General features: G+C 69.9%; 20 protein-coding genes and 1 pseudogene. 9 read left to right on the top strand and 12 right to left on the bottom strand.

The window, feature by feature from the left end; all coding sequences use genetic code 11:
• The 5 genes and pseudogenes from KUTG_RS61200 to KUTG_RS13915 all read right to left on the bottom strand — a co-directional run.
• Positions 1–286: pseudogene (locus KUTG_RS61200) on the bottom strand (hypothetical protein); the annotation flags it as partial.
• Positions 283–1,065, bottom strand: a complete 783-nt coding sequence (locus tag KUTG_RS13930) for a methylenetetrahydrofolate reductase (protein WP_043717233.1) — start codon at positions 1,063–1,065, stop codon at positions 283–285. The gene KUTG_RS13930 and the pseudogene KUTG_RS61200, both read right to left, overlap by 4 nt.
• A 3-nt stretch (positions 1,066–1,068) precedes the next feature.
• Entirely contained in the window at positions 1,069–2,772 is a 1,704-nt protein-coding gene (locus KUTG_RS13925; RefSeq protein ID WP_043717232.1) for an SDR family oxidoreductase, read from the bottom strand.
• Positions 2,769–3,692 carry a PDR/VanB family oxidoreductase gene (locus KUTG_RS13920; RefSeq protein WP_157494529.1) on the bottom strand — a complete coding sequence of 308 codons (924 nt, stop codon included), beginning with the start codon at positions 3,690–3,692 and terminating at the stop codon, positions 2,769–2,771. The genes KUTG_RS13925 and KUTG_RS13920 overlap by 4 nt, the downstream gene beginning before the upstream one ends.
• A complete protein-coding gene (locus KUTG_RS13915) occupies positions 3,692–4,558 on the bottom strand; it encodes a metal-dependent hydrolase (protein ID WP_043717231.1) in 867 nt (288 codons plus the stop codon). Before KUTG_RS13915 ends, KUTG_RS13920 begins: the two co-directional genes overlap by 1 nt.
• Positions 4,559–4,691: 133 nt before the next feature.
• On the opposite strand from KUTG_RS13915, the gene ppk2 reads away from it, so the two are divergent.
• Positions 4,692–5,486 carry a polyphosphate kinase 2 gene (gene ppk2, locus KUTG_RS13910; protein ID WP_043717229.1) on the top strand — a complete coding sequence of 265 codons (795 nt, stop codon included), beginning with the start codon at positions 4,692–4,694 and terminating at the stop codon, positions 5,484–5,486.
• 119 nt (positions 5,487–5,605) lie between these two features.
• Here ppk2 and KUTG_RS13905 read toward each other — a convergent pair whose 3' ends face one another.
• The 4 genes from KUTG_RS13905 to KUTG_RS13890 are packed head-to-tail and all read right to left on the bottom strand — an operon-like array spanning position 5,606 to position 10,382.
• The gene (locus KUTG_RS13905) at positions 5,606–6,598 is read right to left on the bottom strand and encodes a TIGR03842 family LLM class F420-dependent oxidoreductase (protein WP_043717227.1); all 993 of its coding nucleotides are present in this window, start codon (positions 6,596–6,598) and stop codon (positions 5,606–5,608) included.
• Positions 6,599–6,609: 11 nt separating this feature from the next.
• A complete protein-coding gene (hydA, locus tag KUTG_RS13900) occupies positions 6,610–7,998 on the bottom strand; it encodes a dihydropyrimidinase (protein WP_043717226.1) in 1,389 nt (462 codons plus the stop codon).
• Positions 7,995–8,837 (bottom strand): nitrilase-related carbon-nitrogen hydrolase, encoded by an 843-nt coding sequence (locus tag KUTG_RS13895; protein WP_043717224.1) that lies wholly within the window; start codon positions 8,835–8,837, stop codon positions 7,995–7,997. The genes hydA and KUTG_RS13895 overlap by 4 nt, the downstream gene beginning before the upstream one ends.
• 15 nt (positions 8,838–8,852) lie before the next feature.
• A complete protein-coding gene (locus tag KUTG_RS13890) occupies positions 8,853–10,382 on the bottom strand; it encodes an NCS1 family nucleobase:cation symporter-1 (RefSeq protein WP_052394458.1) in 1,530 nt (509 codons plus the stop codon).
• A gap of 184 nt (positions 10,383–10,566) precedes the next feature.
• Here KUTG_RS13890 and KUTG_RS13885 point away from each other — a divergent pair, with 184 nt between their 5' ends.
• From KUTG_RS13885 to KUTG_RS13860, 6 genes are all read left to right on the top strand, one after another.
• A complete protein-coding gene (locus tag KUTG_RS13885; RefSeq protein ID WP_232240793.1) occupies positions 10,567–11,313 on the top strand; it encodes an alpha/beta hydrolase in 747 nt (248 codons plus the stop codon).
• A gap of 231 nt (positions 11,314–11,544) precedes the next feature.
• Positions 11,545–11,937 (top strand): mutator mutT family protein, encoded by a 393-nt coding sequence (locus tag KUTG_RS13880; protein ID WP_043717223.1) that lies wholly within the window; start codon positions 11,545–11,547, stop codon positions 11,935–11,937.
• The gene (locus KUTG_RS13875; RefSeq protein ID WP_063753521.1) at positions 11,930–12,502 is read left to right on the top strand and encodes a hypothetical protein; all 573 of its coding nucleotides are present in this window, start codon (positions 11,930–11,932) and stop codon (positions 12,500–12,502) included. Before KUTG_RS13880 ends, KUTG_RS13875 begins: the two co-directional genes overlap by 8 nt.
• A complete protein-coding gene (locus KUTG_RS13870; protein ID WP_043717222.1) occupies positions 12,495–13,661 on the top strand; it encodes an MAB_1171c family putative transporter in 1,167 nt (388 codons plus the stop codon). Before KUTG_RS13875 ends, KUTG_RS13870 begins: the two co-directional genes overlap by 8 nt.
• A gap of 346 nt (positions 13,662–14,007) precedes the next feature.
• Positions 14,008–15,066, top strand: a complete 1,059-nt coding sequence (locus KUTG_RS13865) for a HesA/MoeB/ThiF family protein (RefSeq protein ID WP_043717221.1) — start codon at positions 14,008–14,010, stop codon at positions 15,064–15,066.
• Positions 15,063–16,217: a hypothetical protein gene (locus KUTG_RS13860; RefSeq protein ID WP_157494528.1), complete on the top strand. Its 1,155-nt coding sequence runs from the start codon at positions 15,063–15,065 to the stop codon at positions 16,215–16,217. The genes KUTG_RS13865 and KUTG_RS13860 overlap by 4 nt, the downstream gene beginning before the upstream one ends.
• Here the strand turns inward: KUTG_RS13860 and KUTG_RS13855 are convergent.
• The gene (locus tag KUTG_RS13855) at positions 16,178–16,942 is read right to left on the bottom strand and encodes a class I SAM-dependent methyltransferase (RefSeq protein ID WP_063753520.1); all 765 of its coding nucleotides are present in this window, start codon (positions 16,940–16,942) and stop codon (positions 16,178–16,180) included. The genes KUTG_RS13860 and KUTG_RS13855 overlap by 40 nt on opposite strands.
• Before the next feature lie 11 nt (positions 16,943–16,953).
• Positions 16,954–18,543 (bottom strand): PucR family transcriptional regulator, encoded by a 1,590-nt coding sequence (locus KUTG_RS13850; RefSeq protein WP_043729273.1) that lies wholly within the window; start codon positions 18,541–18,543, stop codon positions 16,954–16,956.
• Positions 18,544–18,672: 129 nt separating this feature from the next.
• On the opposite strand from KUTG_RS13850, the gene KUTG_RS13845 reads away from it, so the two are divergent.
• Together KUTG_RS13845 and KUTG_RS13840 are read left to right on the top strand one after the other, a co-directional pair.
• The gene (locus KUTG_RS13845) at positions 18,673–19,980 is read left to right on the top strand and encodes an aspartate aminotransferase family protein (protein WP_043717215.1); all 1,308 of its coding nucleotides are present in this window, start codon (positions 18,673–18,675) and stop codon (positions 19,978–19,980) included.
• Entirely contained in the window at positions 19,977–21,464 is a 1,488-nt protein-coding gene (locus KUTG_RS13840; RefSeq protein ID WP_043717214.1) for a CoA-acylating methylmalonate-semialdehyde dehydrogenase, read from the top strand. The genes KUTG_RS13845 and KUTG_RS13840 overlap by 4 nt, the downstream gene beginning before the upstream one ends.
• A 6-nt stretch (positions 21,465–21,470) precedes the next feature.
• Here the strand turns inward: KUTG_RS13840 and KUTG_RS53390 are convergent, their stop codons facing one another.
• Entirely contained in the window at positions 21,471–22,379 is a 909-nt protein-coding gene (locus KUTG_RS53390; protein WP_052394455.1) for a P-loop nucleotide/nucleoside kinase family protein, read from the bottom strand.
• Positions 22,380–22,443: the final 64 nt, after the last annotated feature.

The following is a 22,443-nucleotide window of genomic DNA, read 5'->3' as shown; positions in this document are numbered from 1 at the left end:
CCGGCGTGCTGCTCGCTGAGGACGCGGATGCGGGTGGCCGGTCGGAGTAGACGTCGACCTCGCCGTGCTGGGAGTAGTAGCCCCGGCCTCCATTACGGGCGCGCCCGAGGGCACGGGGGCGTCGAGGGAAACGGGGGATGTTGCCGACCTGGCCGGCGAGGTGGCCGGCCAGGCCGGAGACGCGGAACTCGGCCAGGGCGCTGGGCTTGGCCCACGCCTCGGCCAGCTCGGGGGAGTGCAGCAGCGGAGCCACGGCGCGGGCGGCGGCCAGGAACTGGGCGATCACTTGAGCAGCTGCTCCAACCGGGCGGCGACCTCGCGGTAGCGGGCGACGGGCACGAGGTGGACGCCGTCGAAGGCGCCGGTCTCGCGGATGCGCATGACCTGCTCGCACGTGGACTCGACGCCGGCCAGGCGGTCGCTGCCGAGGCGGTCGACGAGGTCGGCGGGGATGTCGATGTCGGGGATGGCGGAGGCCAGCCGCTGGGCGTGGGCCTGGCTGGCGATGACCATGACGCCGGCGTACACGGGCATGTCGACGGGGTTGGCGTCGCGCCACCGCAGCAGGGCGTCGAGGGAGAAGCTGACCTGCACGAACATGAAGTCCGCGGCCCGCTTCCAGGACGGCAGGGGGCGCAGCCCCGCGGCGGTGCCGACCCGGAACGGGGCGACGCCGGAGAAGGCCTTGTCCTCGGACAGGGACCGCACCTCGTCGATCATCGTCCGCACGGTGAGCTGCCCGGTCCGGCTGCCGGTGGCCGGCTTGTCGCCGTAGACGAACAGGAACTCCTCGACGCCGTAGGCGGCGGCGGTGAGCAGGTCGCGGCGGAAGCCCAACATGTTGCGGTCACGGGAGTTGAGGCAGGCGATGCTGCGCCCGCCCATGGCCTGCACCTCGTGCGCGACGGCCACACTGGACACGGTGGCCCGCCCGATGTGGTTGTCGGGGATGAGAAAGCTGCCGGCGACCTTGGACAGGGTGCCGATCTGGTGCCGCACGTGCATCAGATCGGGCCGAGTCGGCGGCTCGATCTCGCAGACGACCTGGAACGGGCGCGAAGTCATGGGTCAGAATCTAGCGGCAACCCCGCGCAGCACGGACGGGGCGACTCGGCTGATCACCCGGGCGGCCTTGGACTCGACCGTGACCGGCACGATCGCGCGCCGCTGCCGCACGGCCCGCACGATCTCGGCGGCCACCCGCTCGGGCGGGAAGTTGCGCCGACGGTAGACCCGGGTGCTGTCCCGCTGCTTCTGCGCCTGCTCGGCGGCCGAAGCGCCGGAGAAGGTGGTGGTGCCGGCGATGTTCGTGTTCACGATGCCGGGGCAGATGGTCGACACGCCGATGCCGGCCGAGGCGAGCTCGGCCCGCAGGCAGTCGGACAGCATGAACACCGCCGCCTTGGACGTCGAATACACGCCGAGCAGCTTGGACGGCACGTAGGCGGCGCCCGAGGCCACGTTGACGATGTGCCCGCCCTCGCCGCCGGCGATCATGAGCTCGCCGAACGACTTGCAGCCGTGGATCACGCCCCACAGGTTGACGCCCAGCACCCGCTGCCACTCCTCGGTGGTGGCGTCCATCAGCGTCCCGGCGTGCCCGATGCCGGCGTTGTTGACCACGACGTCGGGAATGCCGTGCTCGGCGGCGACATCGGCGGCGAACTTGGCCACGGCGCCCTCGTCGGCCACGTTCACCTGGTACGCGGTCGCCCGCCCACCGACCAGGACCGCGGTCTCGCTGGCGGTGTCGTGGTTGACGTCGCAGACCACGACCTCCGCGCCCTGCTTGGCGAACGCCAGCGCGGTGGCCCGGCCGATGCCGCTGCCGCCGCCGGTGATCACGACCAGCTTGTCGGCGAACGGCGGCCGGTGCCGGCCGACCTCGGCCCGGCGCAGCGACCGCGTGGCCGCCTCGCCGGAGACGTGCTGGATGAACTCGGTGGCCATGCGGGCGATCACGTCCGGATGCGTGATGGGGACCCAGTGGCTGGCCGCAACGGTGCGACGCCACAGATTCGGCGCCCACTTCTGAAGGTTCTCGGTCAGCGCCGCGGTGACGTAGCGGTCCCGCGTGGGCTGGATGACCTGCACCGGAACGGTCGTGCGGCGATCTCGTGGATTACGTGTCACGGGCCGGAAATTGGCCTTGTACAACGACATCCCGTTGATGCCGTCCTTGGTGATCGTCGGCGCGGGATGCCCGGGTCGACGCGGCACGCCGTCGACCATGGCCAGCATGCGACCCCAGTTGCGCCCCAGCCACAGCCGCCAGACCAGCGTCGGCACCACGGGCAGGTGGAAGAAGCCGATGTACCACGAGTGCATAAGCTGCCGGACCGACTTGAGGCTCGGCCGCCGCATCCAGTGCGCCACATGATCGAGGCACGGCCCGGAAATCGAGGTGTACGAAGCGATCCGGTCGGCGTTGGCCGGCTCGGTCACGGCCTCCCACGCCTGGATCGACCCCCAGTCGTGGGCGACGACGTGCACCGGACGGTCGGGGCTGACCGCGTCGGCCACGGCCATCAGATCGCGGCCGAGGTGTTCGAGCCGATACCCCTCCACAGTGGACGGCTTGCCGGTCTTGCCCGAGCCCCGCGTGTCGTAGCTGACCACGTGAAAGTCCTCGACCAGCCGCGCGGCCACGTCCTGCCACATGAGGTGCGTGTCGGGGTAGCCGTGCACCAGCAGCACCGTCGGCTTCGCCGGGTCGCCCTGCTCGTAGACGGCCAGCCGAACGCCGTCGGAGGCCACAGTCCTGCTCTTCATCGTTCCTCCAGGACCAAGCGCTCGCCGTCGGTGCGCTCGACGCACACCAGGATGTCACTGCCGTCGACCGTGCGCTGCCGGCAGGTGCCGCAGAAGCCCTGCTGGCACGAGTACGGCACGCTGGGCCGGAAATCGCGCAGCACGGCCAGTGCGGATCGGTCGGCCGGCACGTCGAGCACCGGTCCGTCCACGCCCAGCTGCACCTCGAACGGGTGACCGTCGATGATCGGTGGCGGCCCGAACCGCTCGTAGTGCAGGCCGGTCGCCGGGCAGTCGCGGAAACCCCGCTTCACGGCGTCCAACATGCCCGACGGGCCGCAGACGTAGACCGCGCCGCCTTCCGGGGCGTCGGCCAGCAGCTCGTCGCGACCGGGATTGATCGTCACGTCGCCGGAGGGCAGTTCGTCGAGGAAGGGCAGCGACCGTCCCTTGCAGACCAGGCGCCAGTCCATGCCCAGCCGGGCCGCCATCCGAACCATGGGCAGGATCGGCGTGATGCCGATGCCGCCCGCGACGAACAGCGCCTTTCCCTGGGCCACGAAGGGAAAGGCGTTGCGCGGCCCGCGAACCGTGACCCGCGTGCCGGGCTTCAACTCGTGCACCTCGGCCGATCCCGGGCCGATGAGCCGGGCCGCGATGCGGTACGTGCGGTCGCCGGGGTCCCCGCACAGCGAGTACTGCCGCCGCAGTCCGGACGGCAGGTGCAGGTCGAGATGCGCCCCGGGCTGCCAGGCCGGCAGGTCGTCCCCGGCCAGCCGGAGGCCCACGACGTCGTCGGCGACCTGTTTCCGTTCGCTGACAACGAGATCCAGCGGCCGCTCCAGCGGGACCGTCCGCTGTCGGCTGCGGCCCCAGAGTGGCAGCGCCCGGGTGTAGACGTCCGTGAACCGGGCGAGGCCCTGGATGAACCGGTCCGGCATCAGTGGGCTGCCTGTGCGGCCGGGGACTGCGCCAGGTAGGCCACGGCCTGCGCGGTGGAGCCCTCCTGCGTGGGGTAGTAGCTCGGCTTGAAGTAGCGGGACATCGAGCGGGCGATCCGCCACGGCCCCGGCATCAGTCCTTTTCGGACCGCGCGCCGGTAGTCGCTCCAGGTGGCCTTGGTGCCGCGCGGCAGCTCGGGATCGTTGGCCAGCAGGAACTTCGCGCCCTTGACCCACATGATCCACAGCACCGGGCCGGCGATCACCATGGCCCGCGCCCGGCGCAGGTAGCGGCCGTCGAAGTGTCGCATCACGTCGAAGGCGACGCAGCGGTGCTCCACCTCCTCCGCGCCGTGCCAGCGCAGCAGGTCGAGCATGGTCGGATCGGCCTTGGCCCGGTCGAGGCCGGGGGAGTTGAGGATCCAGTCGCCGAGGAACGCCGTGACGTGCTCGATGGCCGCGACCATGGCCAGTCGCTCGATCAGGTACTCCTGGTGGGCCCGGACGGTGAGCGTCGGCCGCTCGCCGAGGATGCGCTTGAAGATCCACGACACCTGGGCCACGAACGGGTCCGGGTCGAGGCCCTTGGCCGGCAGGTGGGCGAGGACGCCCTGGTGGGCCTCCGCGTGCATCGCCTCCTGGCCGATGAAGCCGCGGACGTCCTCGGCCAGCCGGTCGTCGGTGATCAGTGGCAGGGCCTGTTGGAAGACCCGGCAGAACCAGCGCTCGCCCTCGGGCAGCAGCAGGTGCAGGACGTTGAGCACGTGCGTGGCGAACGGCTCCCGCGGCACCCAGTGCATGGGCAGCTGCGACCAGTCGAACCGCACGTCACGGGGTTGCAGCAGCAGCTTGTCGGGTTCCGTCATCGCCGACCTCCCGAGTTACCTGTTACTGGAGGTAACAGTAAACCGACGGGCATCCGGTGGCAACCCCCGGGTCGAGTGGCGCGGTCGGTGACACTGGGACGGCATTCACGAAGATCGGCAGGAGGGACGACCGATGGGCAAGCGACTCGACCGTACGCTGTACGAGACCGAGCTGCTGCGGCTGCAGGCCGAGCTGGTGAAGCTCCAGGAGTGGGTCCGGGCCGAGAAGGCGCGGGTGGCCATCGTGTTCGAGGGCCGGGACGCCGCCGGCAAGGGCGGCGCCATCAAACGCGTCACCGAGTTCCTCAACCCCCGCGTCGCGCGCATCGCTGCCCTGCCGGCGCCGTCCGAGCGGGAACGGTCGCAGTGGTACTTCCAGCGCTACATCGCCCAGCTGCCGGCCGCCGGCGAGATCGTGCTGTTCGACCGCAGCTGGTACAACCGCGCCGGCGTCGAGCGGGTGATGGGCTTCTGCACGCCCGACGAGTACCACCGGTTCCTGCACCAGTGCCCCATCTTCGAGCGGCTGCTCGTCGAGGACGGCCTGCTGCTGCGCAAGTACTGGTTCTCCGTCTCCGACGACGAGCAGGAGAAGCGCTTCCACGACCGCCTCGACGACCCCATGCGCCGCTGGAAGCTGTCGCCCATGGACGCCGAGTCCATCACCCGGTGGGAGGACTACTCACGGGCCAAGGACGAGATGCTGGTGCACACCGACATCCCCGAGGCCCGCTGGATGACCGTGGAGAGCGACGACAAGCGGCGGGCCCGGATCAACATGATCGCCCACCTGCTGTCGTCCATCCCCTACCACGACGTCAAGCTGCCGGAACTCAAGCTGCCCAAGCGTCCCCCGTCCACCGGCTACCAGCGCCCGCCCAAGGACACCCAGAACTACGTCCCCGACCACGCCTCAACCCTCCACTGAACCCCCGCGAGTCACGCTCTCCGGCAGTGCGAAACACGGTTTCGAGCAGTTCTGAGACCTGCGGCGCAGTTCTGCCCGAAACCGTGTTTCGGTGTGTCTGTGAGCGTGACTCGCGGGGGCTAGAGGGTGGGGATCACGGAGGTGCTGTAGGAGGCGAGGGTTTTGTCGCGGTCGTCGTGCATGAGGTAGAGGGAGAACTGGTCTACGCCGAGGGAGGCGAGCTCCTGGAGGCGCTCGATATGGGCGGATTCGGGGCCTACGAGGCAGAAGCGGTCGACGATCTCGTCGGGGACGAAGTCGGTGGAGGGGTTGCCGGCCTTGCCGTGGTGGGCGTAGTCGTAGCCCTCGCGGCCCTTGATGTAGTCGGTCAACGCCTTCGGCACCCCGCCGCCCTCGCCGTAACGGGCGACCAGGTCGGCGACGTGGTTGCCGACCATGCCGCCGAACCAGCGCAGCTGGTCCCGCTGGTGCGCCAGGTCGGAGCCGACGTAGGCCGGTGCGGCGACACAGATCGTCACGGCCGAGGGATCACGGCCGGCGGCGACGGCGGCTTCCCGCACGGAGCCGATGGTCCAGCGGGCGATGTCCGGGTCGGCGGTCTGCAGGATGAAGCCGTCGGCCTGCTCGCCGACCAGCTTCAGCGCCCGTGGCCCGTAGGCCGCCATCCACATCTCCAGCTTGCCGTCACGCACCCACGGGATCTGCACCGGCACACCGTGGTGCTGGGCCTCGCGCCCCTCGGCGAGGTCCTTGATCACGTGCATGGCCTCGCTCAAGGTGGCCAGGGACGCCGGTTTCTGGCCGATCACCCGGCGCGCGGAGTCGCCACGGCCGATGCCGCACACGGTCCGGTTGCCGAACATGTCGTTGAGGGTGGCGAACAGCGACGCCGTCACCGACCAGTCCCGGGTGCTGGGATTGGTCACCATCGGGCCGACGACCAGCTCGCTCGTGGCGGCCAGGATCTGGGAGTAGATGACAAAAGGCTCCTGCCACAGCACGACCGAGTCGAACGTCCAGCCGTAGCGGAAGCCGCCACCCTCGGCCGCCTTCATCATCTCGACGACGTTGCGGGCCGGCGGATCCGTTTGGAGTACAACGCCGAAGTCCATTGCTGGGCCTCTCAGTTCAGGTACTGGTTGAGTTCGCGGGACAGGAACCGGCCGTGCCCCTTGGCCCCGTGCCAGCCGCCGCTGTCGACAACAACCCGGCCCCGCGACAGCACGGTGTCGACGCGCCCGGTGATCTCCAGCCCCTCGTATGCCGAGTAGTCCACGTTCATGTGGTGTGTCGTCGCCGACAGCGTCTGCTTCGCGGCCGGGTCGTACACCACGATGTCGGCGTCCGAACCGGGCGCGATGACGCCCTTGCGGGGATACAGCCCGAACATCCGGGCCGGCGTGGTCGAGGTGACCTCGACCCAGCGCTGCAACGTCAGCTCGCCGCCGACCACGCCCTGGTAGATCAGGTCCATCCGGTGTTCGACGCCGGGCATTCCGTTGGGAATCTTGGAGAAGTCGCCGCGGCCCAGCTCCTTCTGCTCCACGAAGCAGAACGGGCAGTGGTCGGTCGACACCACCGACAGGTCGTTGGTCCGCAGCCCCTGCCACAGCGCGCCCTGGTGCGACTTCTCCCGCAGCGGCGGGGAAGCGACGAACTTGGCGCCCTCGAAGTCCGGGCGGGCCAGGTCCTCGATGGACAGGAACAGGTACTGCGGGCAGGTCTCGGCGAACACGTTCTGGCCCGTGTTCCGGGCCTCAGCAACGGCTTCCAGCGCCTGCGCCGCCGACAGGTGCACGATGTACAGCGGCGCGCCGGTGACCTTGGCCAGCTGGATGGCCCGGTGGGTGGCCTCGCCCTCCAGCTCCGGCGGCCGGGTCAGGCCGTGCTGCACGGGATCGGTGCGCCCGGCGGCGATCGCCTGCGCGACAAGCTGGTCGATGGCGATGCCGTTCTCGGCGTGCATCATGATCGTGCCGCCGTTGGCCCGCGCCCGCTGCATCGCCAGCAGGATCTCGCCGTCGGTGGAGTAGAAGACGCCGGGGTAGGCCATGAACATCTTGAACGTGTTCACGCCGGCGTCGACGCAGGCGTCCATCTCCTTGAGCGTGCCGTCGTTGACGTCCGACACGATCATGTGGAAGCCGTAGTCGACCGCGCAGTTGCCGTCGGCCTTCTCATGCCACTTGTCCAAAGTGGACAGAAGTGAGGTTCCCTTGGCCTGCACGGCGAAGTCGACGATGGTGGTGGTGCCGCCCCACGCCGCCGCGGTCGTGCCGGTCTCGAACGTGTCGGCCGAGAAGGTGCCGCCGAAGGGCATCTCCATGTGCGTGTGCCCGTCGATGCCGCCCGGCAGCACGTACTTGCCGGACGCGTCGATCACCGTGTCGGCGTTGCCGGGCCACGAGTCCGGCGCCACCACGGCCGTGACGCGCTCGCCGTCCACGACCACGTCGGCGGCCACCGAGCCGGTCGAGCTGAGCACGGTGCCGCCCTTGATCAGGATGCTCACGGCTTCACCAGCGATTCGTAGCTGTCCGGGCGGCGGTCGCGGTAGAACGCCCACAGGTCGCGGACCTCGGCCAGCAGGCCCATGTCGAGATCGCGGACGACGATCTCCTCCTCGGTGTCGGAGGCGGCCTCGCCGATCAGCTGCCCGCGCGGGTCGGCGAAGTAGGTCTGGCCGTAGAAGTCGTTGTCGCCCAGTGGTTCCACGCCGACCCGGTTGATCGTGCCGACGAAGTACTCGTTGGCCACCGCGGCCGCCGGCTGCTCCAGCCGCCACAGGTACTCGGACAGGCCGCGGCTGGTGGCCGACGGGTTGAACACGATCTTGGCGCCGGCCAGGCCCAGTGCCCGCCAGCCCTCGGGGAAGTGGCGCTCGTAGCAGATGTAGACGCCGATGCGGCCGACCGCGGTGTCGAACACCGGGTAGCCCATGTTGCCGGGCCGGAAGTAGAACTTCTCCCAGAACCCCTTGACCTGTGGGATGTGGTTCTTGCGGTGCTTGCCCAGGTACTTGCCGTCGGCGTCGATGACCGCCGCGGTGTTGTAGTAGACGCCCGGCTGCTCCTGCTCGTACATGGGGGCGATCAGCACCACGCCGTGCTGCTTGGCCACCTCGCACAGCAGCTGCGTGGTCGGCCCGTCCGGGATCTGCTCGGTGTAGGAGTAGTAGTCCGCGTCCTGCACCTGGCAGAAGTAGGGGCCGTAGAACAACTCCTGGAGGCAGATGACCTGAGCGCCCTGTGAGGCGGCGGTCCCGATGGCGGCCACCGCGTTCGCGATCATCGATTCCTTGTCCCCGGTCCAGCGCTGCTGGACGAGGCCGGCTCGGACGATCTGTGCCACGTTGCGTCTCCTTGCCTAGTTGGTCGCCACGGTGACTGCCGATGTCGCCGACGTTCTCGGCGTCAGCACCAGGTACAGCAGGAAGGCGGCGATCAGGCCGGCCACCCAGCTGTAGTCGTAGACGGGCTTGAGGAACGGGATCAGGCCGTCGGCCGGGAACGGGCCGGTGCCGGGCGCGGAGTAGGCGCCGCCGACCGCGATCACCGCGCCGACGACGGTGGCCACCAGCGCCCGCCAGTTCCAGCCGCCGGTGAACCAGTACTTGCCGTTCTCCTGGTACAGGTCCGGAAGCGACAGCTGGGTGCGGTCGATCAACCAGTAGCCGGCGACCAGCACCCCGGCCACGGCGGCCAGCACGCCGCCGTAGAAGCCGAGCCAGGTGAAGATGTAGATGTGCGGGTCGGAGATCAGCCGCCACGGCTGGATCAGCACACCCAGCACGCCGGTGATCAGGCCGCCGGTGGCGAACGTGATGCGCTTGGGCACGGCGTTGGAGAAGTCGTAGGACGGCGACACCACGTTGGCCGCCAGGTTGGCCGAGATGGTCGCCAGCACCAGGGCGATCAGCGCGACGACCACCAGCACCGGGCTGTCGAAGCGGGCCGCCAGCTGCGCCGGGTCCCAGATCGCCTCGCCGTACAGGGCGACCGCGCCCGAGGTGGTCAGGATGGCCACGATCGCGATGAACGACATGGTCGTGGGCAGGCCCAGGATCTGGCCCCAGAACTGCTTGCGCTGGCTGCCGCCGAACCGGGTGAAGTCGGGCATGTTCAGCGACAGCGTCGACCAGAAGGCGATCATCGCCATCAGCGAGGGCGCGAACACCGCCCAGAAGCCCGATCCCCAGCCCAGCTTGGACGGCTCGGACAGGATCGGGCCGAAGCCGCCCGCCTTGACCAGCACGTAGACCAGCAGGATCAGGAAGCCCACCGACACCAGCGGCGCCGTCCAGTTCTCGAACCGGCGGATGGCGTCCATGCCGCGCCAGATGATCAGCATCTGCACGACCCAGAACGCTGCGAAGGACAGCCACAGCGTCCACGGCTGGCCGCCGATCGCCGCGGCATTGCTCCAGCCGCCGCCGAACAGCTTGCCGACGATCACGTACAGCGCCTCGCCGCCGACCCACGTCTGGATGCCGAACCAGCCGCAGGCGATGAACGCCCGCAGCAGGGCCGGCAGGTTCGCCCCACGTACCCCGTAGAAGCTGCGGGCGAACACCGGGAACGGGATGCCGTACTTGGTGCCGGCGTGGCTGTTGAGCAGCATCGGCACCAGCACGATCAGGTTGCCCAGGGTGATCGTCAGGAACGCCTGCACCCAGTCCATGCCCAGCGCGATCAGCGAGGCGGCCAGGGTGTAGCTGGGGATGTTGTGGGCCATGCCCATCCACAGCGCGAAGAAGTTGTACGTCGTCCAGGTGCGCTTCTCCAGCGGCACCGGGGCCAGCTCGCTGTTGTAGAACCGGCTGTCGGCGATCGCCGCGTCGTCCGCGAGCTCGACGCGGCCGTCTGTCGGGGTGACCGGGACCGGGGAGTGTGCCATGGCTGCTCCTGACGTCACCTGGGCGAGAAGTCAGTATCGTGGGTGGCCGCCGCGGGAAAGGGCAGTGTCACAGTGTCCATGGTTGGCCCCCGTGGCGCACATTGTGTCCAGTTCGGAACCCTTCTGCCCGTTCGGGCGTCTCTTGATCGTGATTTCACGGCGGGCAGTGCTGGTCGGAGGCGGGGTGGGGGCGGCTCTGGTCGCCGGTGCGATGGTCGAGCAGACCCGGCTACGGCGGCTGCTGGGGTGGACCGGACCCGACGGAGTGGTGCCCGCGGTGAAGCCCGTCCCGGTCTCCGTCACCCGGCAGCGATCCGCCGCTCGGGGCCGTGACGTGGACATGGTGGTCATGCGGCCGGGGCTGCCGGTGTGCGTGCTCCTGCACGGCCGTGGCAACTCCGCTCGGGGCATGATCGACCTCGGGGTGCCCGCCTTCCTCGCGGCGGCGCAGGCGAGGTTCACCGTGGTGGCGGTGGACGGCGGCGATTCCTACTGCGTGTCGCGCACGCCGTCCGATGATCCCCAGCGGATGCTGCGCGAGGAGCTGCCTGGCTGGCTCCAGGCCGCCGGCCTGGCTCCGCCGCGAGCGGTCCTCGGCATTTCCATGGGCTGCTTCGGCGGCCTGGTCTACGCCCGTGACGCCGGCCTGCCGGCCGCCGTGCTGAGCCCCGCCCTGTTCCGGTCGTGGGACGACGCCCGCACGGTCGACGCCTTCGCCGACGAGGCGCAGTGGGCGTCGTACGAGCCCCTGCGGCATCCGCTGCCGAAGCGGCTGGGCGTCTGGTGCGGGGAAGAGGACCCGTTCTACGACTCGGCCCGGGAGCTGGTGCCACACGCCGAGGTGGCGTCGTTCGACCATGGCGAGCACACGGACGGCTACTGGCGGCGGGTGCTGCCGGAGGCGATCGGGTACGTGGGGAGGGTGCTGTAAGCGCCGGAGGAGGCAGGACGCGCCCCCTGGTCGCGTCCTGCCACTCGACAATCGCCCCAGTGCGACGTCCGCCGCGGTGAACGACCGGCGGGCGCCGGGCTGTTCATTCTGGTGGACGTTTTACTCAGCCTTCCAGCCGGGGTGGGCGCTGTCAATACGCTGCGTTTCTTGACATGCGCGTTCCGTGTTCAATACGGTGAACGGTGGTTTCTGGGGGAGCTGGGGGACGGTATGGGCGAGTCGGTCGCCGACAAGATCAACGCGCTGATCGGCGAGCGCTGGTCGAAACCGCCGGGCAACGCGGCGATCGCGCGGGAGATCCGGCGGGAGACGGGGCTGTCCATCTCGACCGGCTACCTGTGGATGCTGCGCACCGGGCAGCGGGGCAATCCGACGGGCGACCGGCTGCAGGCGCTGGCCCGCTTCTTCCAACGGCCGCCGGCCTACTTCTTCGACCACGAGGTGACCAGCGAGGACATGGAACTGGCCGCCTGCCTGCGGCAGCAGGGCGTGCGGATGATCGCGATGCGCGCCGACGGGCTGTCCGAGCAGAGCCAGCGGGCCATTCTCGAGCTGGTGGAGCGGGCCCGGCAGATCGAGAAGCTCGACGAGTCCGATGACTGACTCCGCCGTGCGGGCGCCGTACCACCGGTGCCCGCCGGCGCAGACCGACGAGGCGGACCCCGTGACCAGACAGCGCGAGCTGCGCGCGATCGCCGATCGGTACACGACCGCGGGCCCGTTCTCCGTGGACGCGCTGTGCCGGGTGATCTCCGCCCAGCGCGGCCGGCCGCTGCACGTGCACCCCCTGAACGTGCCGCCGTCCTCGGGCCTCAACGCCTGCGGCATGTGGATCGCCACCGACGTCGCCGACCACGTCTTCGTCGAGCACCGGACCAGCCGGTTCCACCAGGAGCACATCATCCTGCACGAGATCGGGCACATGCTGTGCGATCACGTGACCGAGGACCTGCCGTCCGCGCTGACCGAGGCCCTGAGCGAGGGGCAGGTCGACTCCGGCCTGGTGCGGCAGGTGCTGGCCCGCACCAGCTACACCACCGGCCAGGAGAAGGACGCCGAGATGGTGGCCAGCCTCATCCTGGAGCGGGTGGCCCGGCGGCACGCCCGCGCGCTCGGCGACGCCGACAGCAGGCTCGGCACGATTCTGGGGATCAACGACGGTGACTGACCTGATTCAGACGGTCCTGCTCTACCTGTGCTGGATCGTCGTGATCGTGCGCGTCTCGGCGCTGCGGTCCCGCAACCAGCGGCCGCTGTGGTTCGCGCTGCTGATGCTGGCGCTGGGCATCACCATGCTGCAGAAGGACACCAACGCCTTCATTCGGGGCATCACGGGCGACGTCAACTTCCAGTACCTCGCCTCCAGCGTCATGGCCGTCGGTGTCGCCGCCACGCTGCTGACCTTCGCCGCCCGCGCGGCCGAGGTGCGCATTTCCCCGTGGCTACGCTGGATCTCCTGCGGCGTCACGGTTGTCGTGATGATCGCGTCGTACGTGATCTTCACCCTGAGCGGCGGCAAGGCCCGGCCGCACTTCTTCCCGGTGCCCGGCACGGTGTCCATTTTGGACGTGTACTGGGTCGTCTACCTGGTCTACCAAGGCATCGCCACCGTGGCGACGCTGGTTCTGCTGCTGCTGGCGTTCGGCCGCGTGCGGTCGTGGCTGGTGCGTATCCCCGTGCTGCTGCTGATCATCGGGTCGGTCGGCTTCACGGTGTTCATCGGCAGCCGGTTCGTCGCCGTGTTCGGTGGGGTCGAATCCGCCGTCGCCTTCGGCACCTACGTCTCGTCCCCGCACACCATCGGCGTCTCACTGGGCTGCTCGATCGCCGCCTTCGTGCCGCTGCTGCTGGGCTGGTCGGCCTGGCGCAACGCCAGTGCCCTGTACCCGCTGTGGAAATCCCTCGTCACGGCCGTGCCGCACATCGCGCTCGACCCGCCCCGACCGTTCCTGGTCGACGCGCTGCGGCCGCAGAACAGCCAGCTCCGCCTGCACCGGCGGCTGGTCGAGATCCGTGACGGCATGCTGATCATGAACGACTGGGTCCAGCCGGCCGACCTCGCACAGATCGAGGTCTTCGTCTCCGACGTGCCGCCCGAGGTGATGGCCCCGATGACCACCGCCTGCTGGCTCAAGGTCGCCATCGCCGTGCACGCCGCCGGCCTGCCCATGGCCACCGATCCACTCGACCTCGTCCGCCAGGGCGGCACCGACGGCGAGTCCGAGCTGCACTGGCTGCGCTCCGTTGCCGCCGTCTGGACCGACGCCCGCACCGACCGCTTCGCCACCACCGTCAGCGAAACCCGTCTCGCCACCCACCGACTCTGATACCCCCGCGAGTCACGCTCAGCGTCACACCGAAACCCGCGGCGGTGCAGATCCGGTCTGCCCGAAACCGTATTTCGGTGTGCCCGAGAGCGTGACTCGCGGGGGGTCGGGAAATGTTCCTGGGTCGACTGGGGGCTGGCTCCCTGTCGGCCGGGAGCGGGGGCGGCGCAGGATCATGCCCTCGATCGAGGGGGTGACAACACATGAAGATCACGGTGAAGAAGGTGGAGCGCATCGAGGCGACGCGCAACCACCAGACGGAGTCCGAGGCGGCCTGAGTCGCCAGCACGCCGAGCCGTCCCCGCCTCGACCGGGGACGGCTCGGTCCGTAACCGGGAGACCGCTTGTGTTGCCACGCCTGAAATCCGTGCTGGTGCTGCCCGACGCCGGCAGCGTCGTGATCCACCGGCGCGCGCTGGAACGCGTCCATCTCGACGACGAGGACGGCGCCGTCGCGGCCCTGCTCGGCCTGCTGCGGGAAGGCCGCCGCGCCGAGCCGGAACTGGCCGATGCCATGGCGGCCAACGGGTTCACGGTGTCCGAGCGGGACGTTGCCGCGGCGGTCGCGCAGTTCGACGAGTGGGGTCTGCTGGAACGGGCCGGCGACGACGAGACCCTGCCGCCCGAGGTCCGGCGGCGGCACGAGAGCAACCTGCGCTTCTACGACGTGACGGCGAGCCTGGACGTGAGCAGCGCCGACCAGCACCGGGCGGTGGCGGCGGCCCGGGTGCTGCTGCTGGGCGCGGGCGGGGTGGGCTCCGGCGTGCTGCAATCCATGGTGGGGCTGGGCGTCGGGCACGTGACGCTGGTCGATTTCGACGTGGTGGAGACCAAGAACCTGGCCCGGCAGTTCGCCTACGGCCTGGCCGCGGTCGGCGAGCGCAAGGTGGACGCGGCCAAGGCCTGGGCGGATTCCTACTCCCCGGGCACGGTCGTCGAACCGGTGCACCGCCGGGTGGACAGCGCCGCGGCCGTCCGGGAACTGGCCGAGGGCCACGACCTGGTGGTGTGCGCCGTCGACAGCCCGGACGACATCCAGCTCATGGTCAACGAGGCCTGCTTCGAGCTCGGAATCCCCTATGTCGTGGGCGGTCTGGCCTATTCGACGCTGTGCTACTGGTCGGTGGAGCCGGGCCGGTCGCCCTGCCGGCGCTGCCTGCACCTGCACCGCGGCGACGAGGGGCCGATGCGGGACGCGCTGTTCGAGCGGAATCCGGTCAACCGCGCCACCGGACCGGTCGTGCAGCTGCTGGCCGGCTTCGTGACGATGGAGGCGATGCGCTACCTGCGGCGCACCGAGCCTCCGGTCGCCGCGGCCTGCTATCACGTCGTGGAGCTGGCCGACGGCATGACCACGGAACGCCATGCATGGCAACACCATCCCGATTGCGAGCTGTGCCGATGATCCAGGCGGTCACGGTCGTCCCGGACGGCGACGGATACCTGCTCGGCCGGCGGGGCGGCCCCGACTTCGTCGAGGTGCCGGCGGTCGGCGGCCGGATCGTGTTGTGGTTGCAGGAAGGCCTTTCGGTGGCCGAGTGCACGGCCCGGGCGGGCGAGATGGTCGGCGAGCCGGTGGATGTCGACGACTTCCTGCACGACCTGACCGAGGCCGGCATCCTGAGCGACGAGGAGCCGCCGGCCGACACGCCGCCGTTCGGCCACCGCCTCGGCCGTGTCCTCTTCGGCCCGGTGGGCTTGGCCGCGCAGGCGGCGCTGGTGGTGATCGGGCTGATGTTGCTCGTGGTCGATCCCGCGCTGCGGCCGGACTACCACGACGGCGTGCCGTTCACGGTCCCGTTGGCCAGCCTGCTGTCCATCACAGTGGTCTCGGCCGTGCTCACCGTCATCCACGAGATGGCGCACAAGCTGGCCGCCGCCCAGTACGGCGTCTACGGCCGGATCTCCTTCGGCCGCAGGCTGTTCTTCATCGTCGCGCAGACGGACGTGACCGGCCTGTGGGTGCTGCCCCGCCGACGCCGCGCGGTGCCGCTGGTCGCCGGCATCCTGATCGACGCCGCCATCGTGGCGGTTCTGGTGATACTCCAGGAGTTCGTCGGTCCCGACCCGATCATGCGGGTCGCGGTGTTCATCAACGTCGGCGCCATCGTCGCGCAGACCGCCGTGTACATGCGCACCGACTTCTACGCCCTGTTCCTGGTGCTGACCAACAGCAAGAACCTGTGGGAGCTCAAGGGCGCGGTGTTCCGCCGGTTGATCCGTCGGGCCGGTCACGACGACCTGGACCTGATCGGTGCGGCGACACCGCGGGAACTGTTCTGGGCCAGGGCCTATCTGCTGCTGTACGTGCCCGGCGTGGCGATCGCGTTCTCCTACTACTTCGGGTTCACGCTGCGAGCCACCCTCCGGGTGATCGGGCTGGCGGTGTCGGCGATCCCGGACGGCGGGTGGTCGGCGATCGGCGGCGTGGTGGCGCTGCTGGTGATCCTGGTGCCGATGGGGTTCGGCCTCATCGGCGCGGCCCGGTCGGCGATCGCGGCGATTCGCCGCGCCGCTCACTCCGGCTTGCGGGCCCAGACGGAAATGCCGATATAGCGGACATCCACGAAACCGGGATCGTCGATCAGCGCCAGGCACTCGTCCAGCGCCTCCTGCGTGAACAGCCCCTTGGCGATCAGGTGCGGCCCGGCCTGAACGAGGTTGAGCCGCCACAGGTCGTCGGCCAGGCCGCCGAGGCCGATCATCCGCGGCTTCGTCTCCACCTGGATGTCCACGTAGCCGTCCTGCGCCATGAGCCCGGGAAGCCTTGTGCCCCACTGCATGTCGGCACCGCGAGCCTGAGCCGAAGCGGCCGCGGCCTGGGCGTAGACGTTCATGGCCGGATAGGGGCTGGAGCCGACCGGCAGCGTGTAGACGTCCTCGACGACGAACCAGCCGCCGGGGGTGAGCCAGTCCAGGGCGTCGGCGACGATCTGGTCTCGGGTGGGCAGGTGACACATCACGGCACGGGCGTGGATCAGATCGAACGAGGCCGGTTCGAACGCATGCGTGGTGATGTCGGTTTCGAGCACCGTGACGTTGGGCGCCGGCTCCAGGCGCCGCACGTCCAGATCGGCGGCCACGACGTGGGCGCAGCGCGACGAGAGCCAGCGGGTCACCGAACCGGCGCCGGCCCCGATCTCCAGGCACCGCCACGACTCCGCCGCCGGCAGCGACTCCAGGATCGCCACCGTGTCGGGGTCGCGGAACCGCTCCAGCATCCGCAGCCGCTTCTGCTCGGTCGGCGCGGCAAAGGGCCCGGTCGCATAGGTTTCCGCCACGGGAACCGACCCTAGCAGGGAAGATCCATTGCCAGCAGGGCAACGTAGAGGGACAGCATGGACTCGGGATCCTCAAGCGAGACACCGAGAACCGACTCGATGCGGGACAGCTGCTGGTAGTAGGCGGTGCGGGACATGTGCGCGGCGGCGGCCGCGGCTGACTTGTTGCCGCCGTGCTCGCAGAACACCCGCAGGATGTCGATCAGGCGGCTGCCCTGGGCGGTATCGCGGGCCAGCAGCGGCCCCAGCTCACGTTCGGCGAAGGCCGACAGCCGTTCGTCCTCGCGGAGCAGGTGCAGCAGCCCGCGCAGGCGGACGTCGTCGAGCCGGTGGTAGCTGCGGGTGCCGGGGGAGCGCAGGGCGGCGTTGGCCACGTGGGCGGCCTCGATCATGCTGCGACGGCCGTCGGTGATGGACCGCACGGTGGTGCCGACGCCGATGACCACGGGGATCGAGGTGGGGGAACTCCTGATCTGTGAGGCAAGGCGTCTCAGCGCGGCGTCCACAGTGGACTGCGACGGCAGCGAGAGCAGGGGCCCGCACGGAGATGTCGTCGACTCCCCGACCAGGGCCGGGATCTTGGTGCGACGGGCGGCCGACGCGGTGGCCTCGGCCAGATCGCGCAGCGCCTCCTGGGTAGCCGACGGCGTGGTCTCGGGGCGGATGGCCATGCCGACGAGCTGCCTCCCCTCCAGCGGCACCCCGAGCGCCCCGGCCCGGGTGGCCAGATCCACCGGCGGCGCGCCGGTGGCCAGCAGCTCCGTCAACAGGGTGCGATGGGTGTGCCGCTCCAGGCTCTCCCGGTCCCGGGCGACGAGCCGGTTCACGGCCAGCGCGGACGCGGCCCGTTCGGCCACCACGACCAGCCGGTGCGGCGGCGAGTCGGGGCTGACCAGCACCAATCGGCCCCAGTCGTTGCCGCGCGCGCCGACGATCGTCACGAGCCAGCCGGCGCCGGGGTGGTACGCCGTGCGCTCGGCGACGTTGACCGCCCGGGACCGCTCGGCCCAGTTGGCCAGCAGCTCCGCCACCTCGCCGCCGGCCGCGTCGTAGGCCAGCACGTCGTGACCGAGCGTCTCCAGCACCACCGGGGCGCCGGTCATCCGCGCCACCTCGCGCAGCACCTCGGACGGCTCCGCCCCGGACACCGTCAGCGCCGTGAAGGTCTCGTGCACCTGCTCGGCCGCCCGCAGCTCGGCCAGCTGGGCGTCGACGATCATCGCCACCACCGCCTCGGTGATGGCCACGAACCGGGTCTCCTGGGCCAGCGTGATCACGGGCAGTGACCGCCGCTCGGCCGCGGCCAGCAGCGCCGCCGGCAGCGCGTCGGTCCAGCGCCGGACCAGCTCGAAGACCACGCCGCTGGCCCCGGCGTCGGCCAGCCCGTCGATGTAGGCGGTGAGCTCGGCCGGGTCGTCACCGAGCGCGATGCCCGTGGTCAGCACCAGCTCGCCGCCGCGCAGCAGCGGCCCGATGTCGGCGACCTCGGCCACGTGCACCCATCGGACCCGGCCGTCCAGCCCCGCCGACCCGGCCGCCAGCCGGGGCCGGCCGCGCCGGATGAGCGGCATGGTCAGCACGTCCGACACGGACGGGAACACCGAGCTCTTGGCCAGCTTGGACACAGTGTCAGTCTAGGCGGCCCAACCCGCTACAGGTTGTCCATTACCGCGGTGACCCGCCGGGCCGCACACTCGCTTGCGGGTCCGGTCCACCACGGGAGGAACGCCATGTCGTCGCACGCTGAACTGCTCGCCCGGCATAAGGCTGTGCTGCCCGGGTGGCTCGCGCTGTACTACGACGAGCCGATCGAGATCACGCACGGCGAGGGCCGCCGCGTCACCGACGCCGAGGGCAACCAGTACCTGGACTTCTTCGCCGGCATCCTGACCAACGCCATCGGCTACGACATCGCGGAGATCTCCGACGCCGTGCGCGCGCAGCTGTCCGGCGGCATCGTGCACACCTCCACGCTGTACCTGATCCGCCAGCAGGTCGAGCTGGCCGAGAAGATCGCGCGGCTGTCCGGCATCCCCGACGCCAAGGTGTTCTTCACCAACTCGGGCACCGAGGCCAACGAGACGGCGATGATGCTGGCCACCCAGTTCCGCCGCAGCAACCAGGTGCTGGCCCTGCGCAACTCCTACCACGGCCGCGGCTTCGGCACGATCGCCGTCACCGGCAACCGCGGCTGGTCGGCCTCCTCGCTCAGTCCGGTCAACGTCAGCTACGTGCACGGCGGCAACCGCAATCGCGGGCCGTTCAAGGACTTCAGCGACGCCGACTACATCAAGGCCTGCGTGGCCGACCTGCACGAGGTGCTGGCCACCGCCACCGCCGGCGACGTGGCGTGCATGATCGCCGAGCCGATCCAGGGCGTCGGCGGCTTCACCACCCCGCCGGACGGCCTGTTCGCGGCGTTCAAGGAAGTACTTGACGAGAACGGGATCCTGCTCATCTCCGACGAGGTGCAGACCGGCTGGGGTCGCACCGGCGAGCACTTCTGGGGCATCCAGGCCCATGACGTCGTGCCGGACATGATGACCTTCGCGAAGGGGCTGGGCAACGGCTTCGCGATCGGCGGCGTGATCGCCCGTGGTGACATCATGGACAGCCTGACCGCCAACTCGATCTCCACCTTCGGTGGCAACCCGATCTCCACCGCGGCCGCCAACGCCACCCTCGACTACGTGCTGGAGCACGATCTCCAGGCCAATGCCCTGAAGCTGGGCAACAAGCTGATGAACGGCCTGCGCCACGTCGGCGACGAGAACCCGGTGATCGGCGACGTGCGCGGCAAGGGCCTGATGATCGGCGTCGAGCTGGTCGAGCCGGGCGGCGACGAACCGAGCGCCCGTGCCGCGGCGAAGGTGTTGGAGGAGACGCGAAAGCGTGGCCTGCTGATCGGCAAGGGCGGCCTCAACGGGAACGTGCTGCGGCTGGCCCCGCCGATGACGTTGACCGAGCCGGAGGCCGATGAGGCCCTGGAGATCCTGGCCGAGTCCATCGCCGTGACCAACGAGGAGCTGTCCCGATGACCACGCACTGGATCGACGGCAAGCTGTGGACCGGCACCGCCTCGCGGGTCGGTGAGGTGTACGACCCGGCAACGGGTTCCGTGGCGTCCACTGTGGACTTCGCGTCGGCCGACGTCGTCGACGAGGCGGTCGCGGCGGCGTCGAAGGCCTGGCTGACCTGGCGCGAGGCGTCGTTGGCGGCGCGGTCGACGGTGCTGTTCCGGTTCCGGGAGCTGTTGGTGGCCAACAAGAGCGAGGTGGCCGCCCGCATCACCGCCGAGCACGGCAAGGTGCTCTCCGACGCGGCCGGCGAGGTGCAGCGGGCGATCGAGAACGTCGAGTACGCGTGCGGCATCCCGCAGCTGCTCAAGGGCGGCTTCAGCGAGAACGCCTCGACCCGGGTGGACGTGTACTCCATCCAGCAGTCCCTCGGCGTGGTCGGCGTGATCTCGCCGTTCAACTTCCCGGCCATGGTGCCGCTGTGGTTCGTGCCGACCGCGATTGCCTGCGGCAACACGGTTGTGCTCAAGCCCAGTGAGAAGGACCCGTCGGCGTCGATGCTCATCGCCGACCTGTGGGCCCAGGCCGGGTTGCCGGCCGGTGTGCTCAACGTGGTGCACGGCGACAAGGTCGCGGTGGACCGGCTGCTGGAACACCGTGACGTGAAGGCGATCTCGTTCGTCGGCTCCACCCCGATCGCCCGTTACGTCTACGAGACCGGCACCGCCGCCGGCAAGCGCGTGCAGGCGTTGGGCGGCGCCAAGAACCACATGGTGGTGCTTCCCGACGCCGATCTCGATCTCGCCGCCGACGCCGCGGTGAACGCCGGCTTCGGCTCGGCAGGGGAGCGGTGCATGGCCGTTTCCGTTGTGGTGGCCGTGGATCCCATCGGCGACGAGCTGGTCGCCAAGATCGCCGAGCGGCTCCCGGGGTTGTCGGTCGGCGACGGGCGCAAGCCCGACAGCGAGATGGGCCCGCTGGTCACCGGGGCCCATCGCGACAAGGTCACGTCCTATCTGGACACCGGCGTGTCCGAGGGCGCCCGGCTCGTCGTCGACGGCCGTTCCCATGTGATCGACGGAGACTCGGCCGGCTTCTGGCTCGGGCCAACGCTTTTCGACGGCGTGGAGCCGGACATGACGCTCTACCGGGACGAGATCTTCGGCCCGGTGCTGTCGGTGGTGCGGAGGTCCTCGTACGAGGACGCCGTGGCGGTGGTGAACGACAACCCGTACGGCAACGGGGTTGCCATCTTCACCAACGACGGCGGGGCCGCACGGCGGTTCCAGCACGAGGTCGAGGTGGGCATGGTCGGCGTCAACGTGCCGATCCCGGTGCCGGTGGCCTACTACTCGTTCGGCGGCTGGAAGCAGTCCCTGTTCGGCGATTCCCACGCCTACGGCCCGGAAGGCGTCCACTTCTACACCCGGTCCAAGGTCGTGACCAGCCGCTGGCTGGACCCGTCGCACGGCGGCATCAACCTCGGGTTCCCGCAGAACTCCTGAACCTCGTCAATCGATGATGTGCCGCCGCACCGCGGCGAAGACCATTCCCCAGGGCTGGGCCGTGTCGACGGTCAGCGCCTCGCCGGCCCAGCCCTGGAACCCGGCCTGGCGCTGACGGACGTTGCCCCAGTCGCTGGCGTCGTGCCAGCCGGGGATGCCGCGCGTGCGGGTTTCGAGGCGCTTGCGATGGGTCGTGGGGTTCGAGCAGATGCAGACCACCGCCCGGAAATCGGCGCCGGTGCGTGAGGCCAGGCTGCGCCAGCGTTCCCGGGTGGCGATCCGCTCGGCTGGATGGTCGAGGATCGCCGACTGGCCGGCGACCAGTTGCCGTAACGCCAACGTGGTCAGCAGTTCCTCGGCAATGGACAGCGGTGACTCGAAATGCCGGCCGCCGAACGGGGTCAGCGCGCCGAGGACCCAATCGGCGGCGAAGACGGGGATGCCGAGTTCACGGCCGGCGGCGTCGGCCAGCGTGCTCTTGCCGCTGCCGGGCACGCCGGAGAACACGATCAGCCGCGCATCCGTTGCCGTGTCGGGAACATCGTGCCGCGCGAAGTCGGCCGGCAGGCGCGGCGTCAGGTCATCGGGCACCAGCCCGGTGACGTAGGTGTGGACGATCCGGTGCGGTGAAGCGCTTTCCACCGTGCACGACACCACATCCACGGTTCCGTCATGGCGGCGGAGCCGAGCCCGCGCGGTCGTGTCGTTGACGATGTCGAACCCCAGCACGACCACCGGCGAGTAGTCCATGGCCCGCCGCCGCGTGATCTTGACGTACTGCTCGGGCGGGACGGCCTCGGCGAACCCGGGCGCGAGCACCTCGGCGGCGTCCTCACCCCAGCCGCGTTCCCCGTCCAGGCCGTCGAGCACCCATTCCAGCCGGGCCACGGCCGGGCCGGTGATGAACCGCTGCACAGTTGTGCACGCTACTTGGCACACTACTTGACGGACAGTCTCGGTAAGCCGTAGCTTACCGTTC

Source organism: Kutzneria sp. 744 (genome assembly GCF_000568255.1).
In the GTDB taxonomy this organism is placed as follows: Bacteria; Actinomycetota; Actinomycetes; order Mycobacteriales; family Pseudonocardiaceae; genus Kutzneria.
Note: the sequence above shows the minus strand (reverse complement) of the source record. Positions and strands in the feature narration are given on the sequence as shown.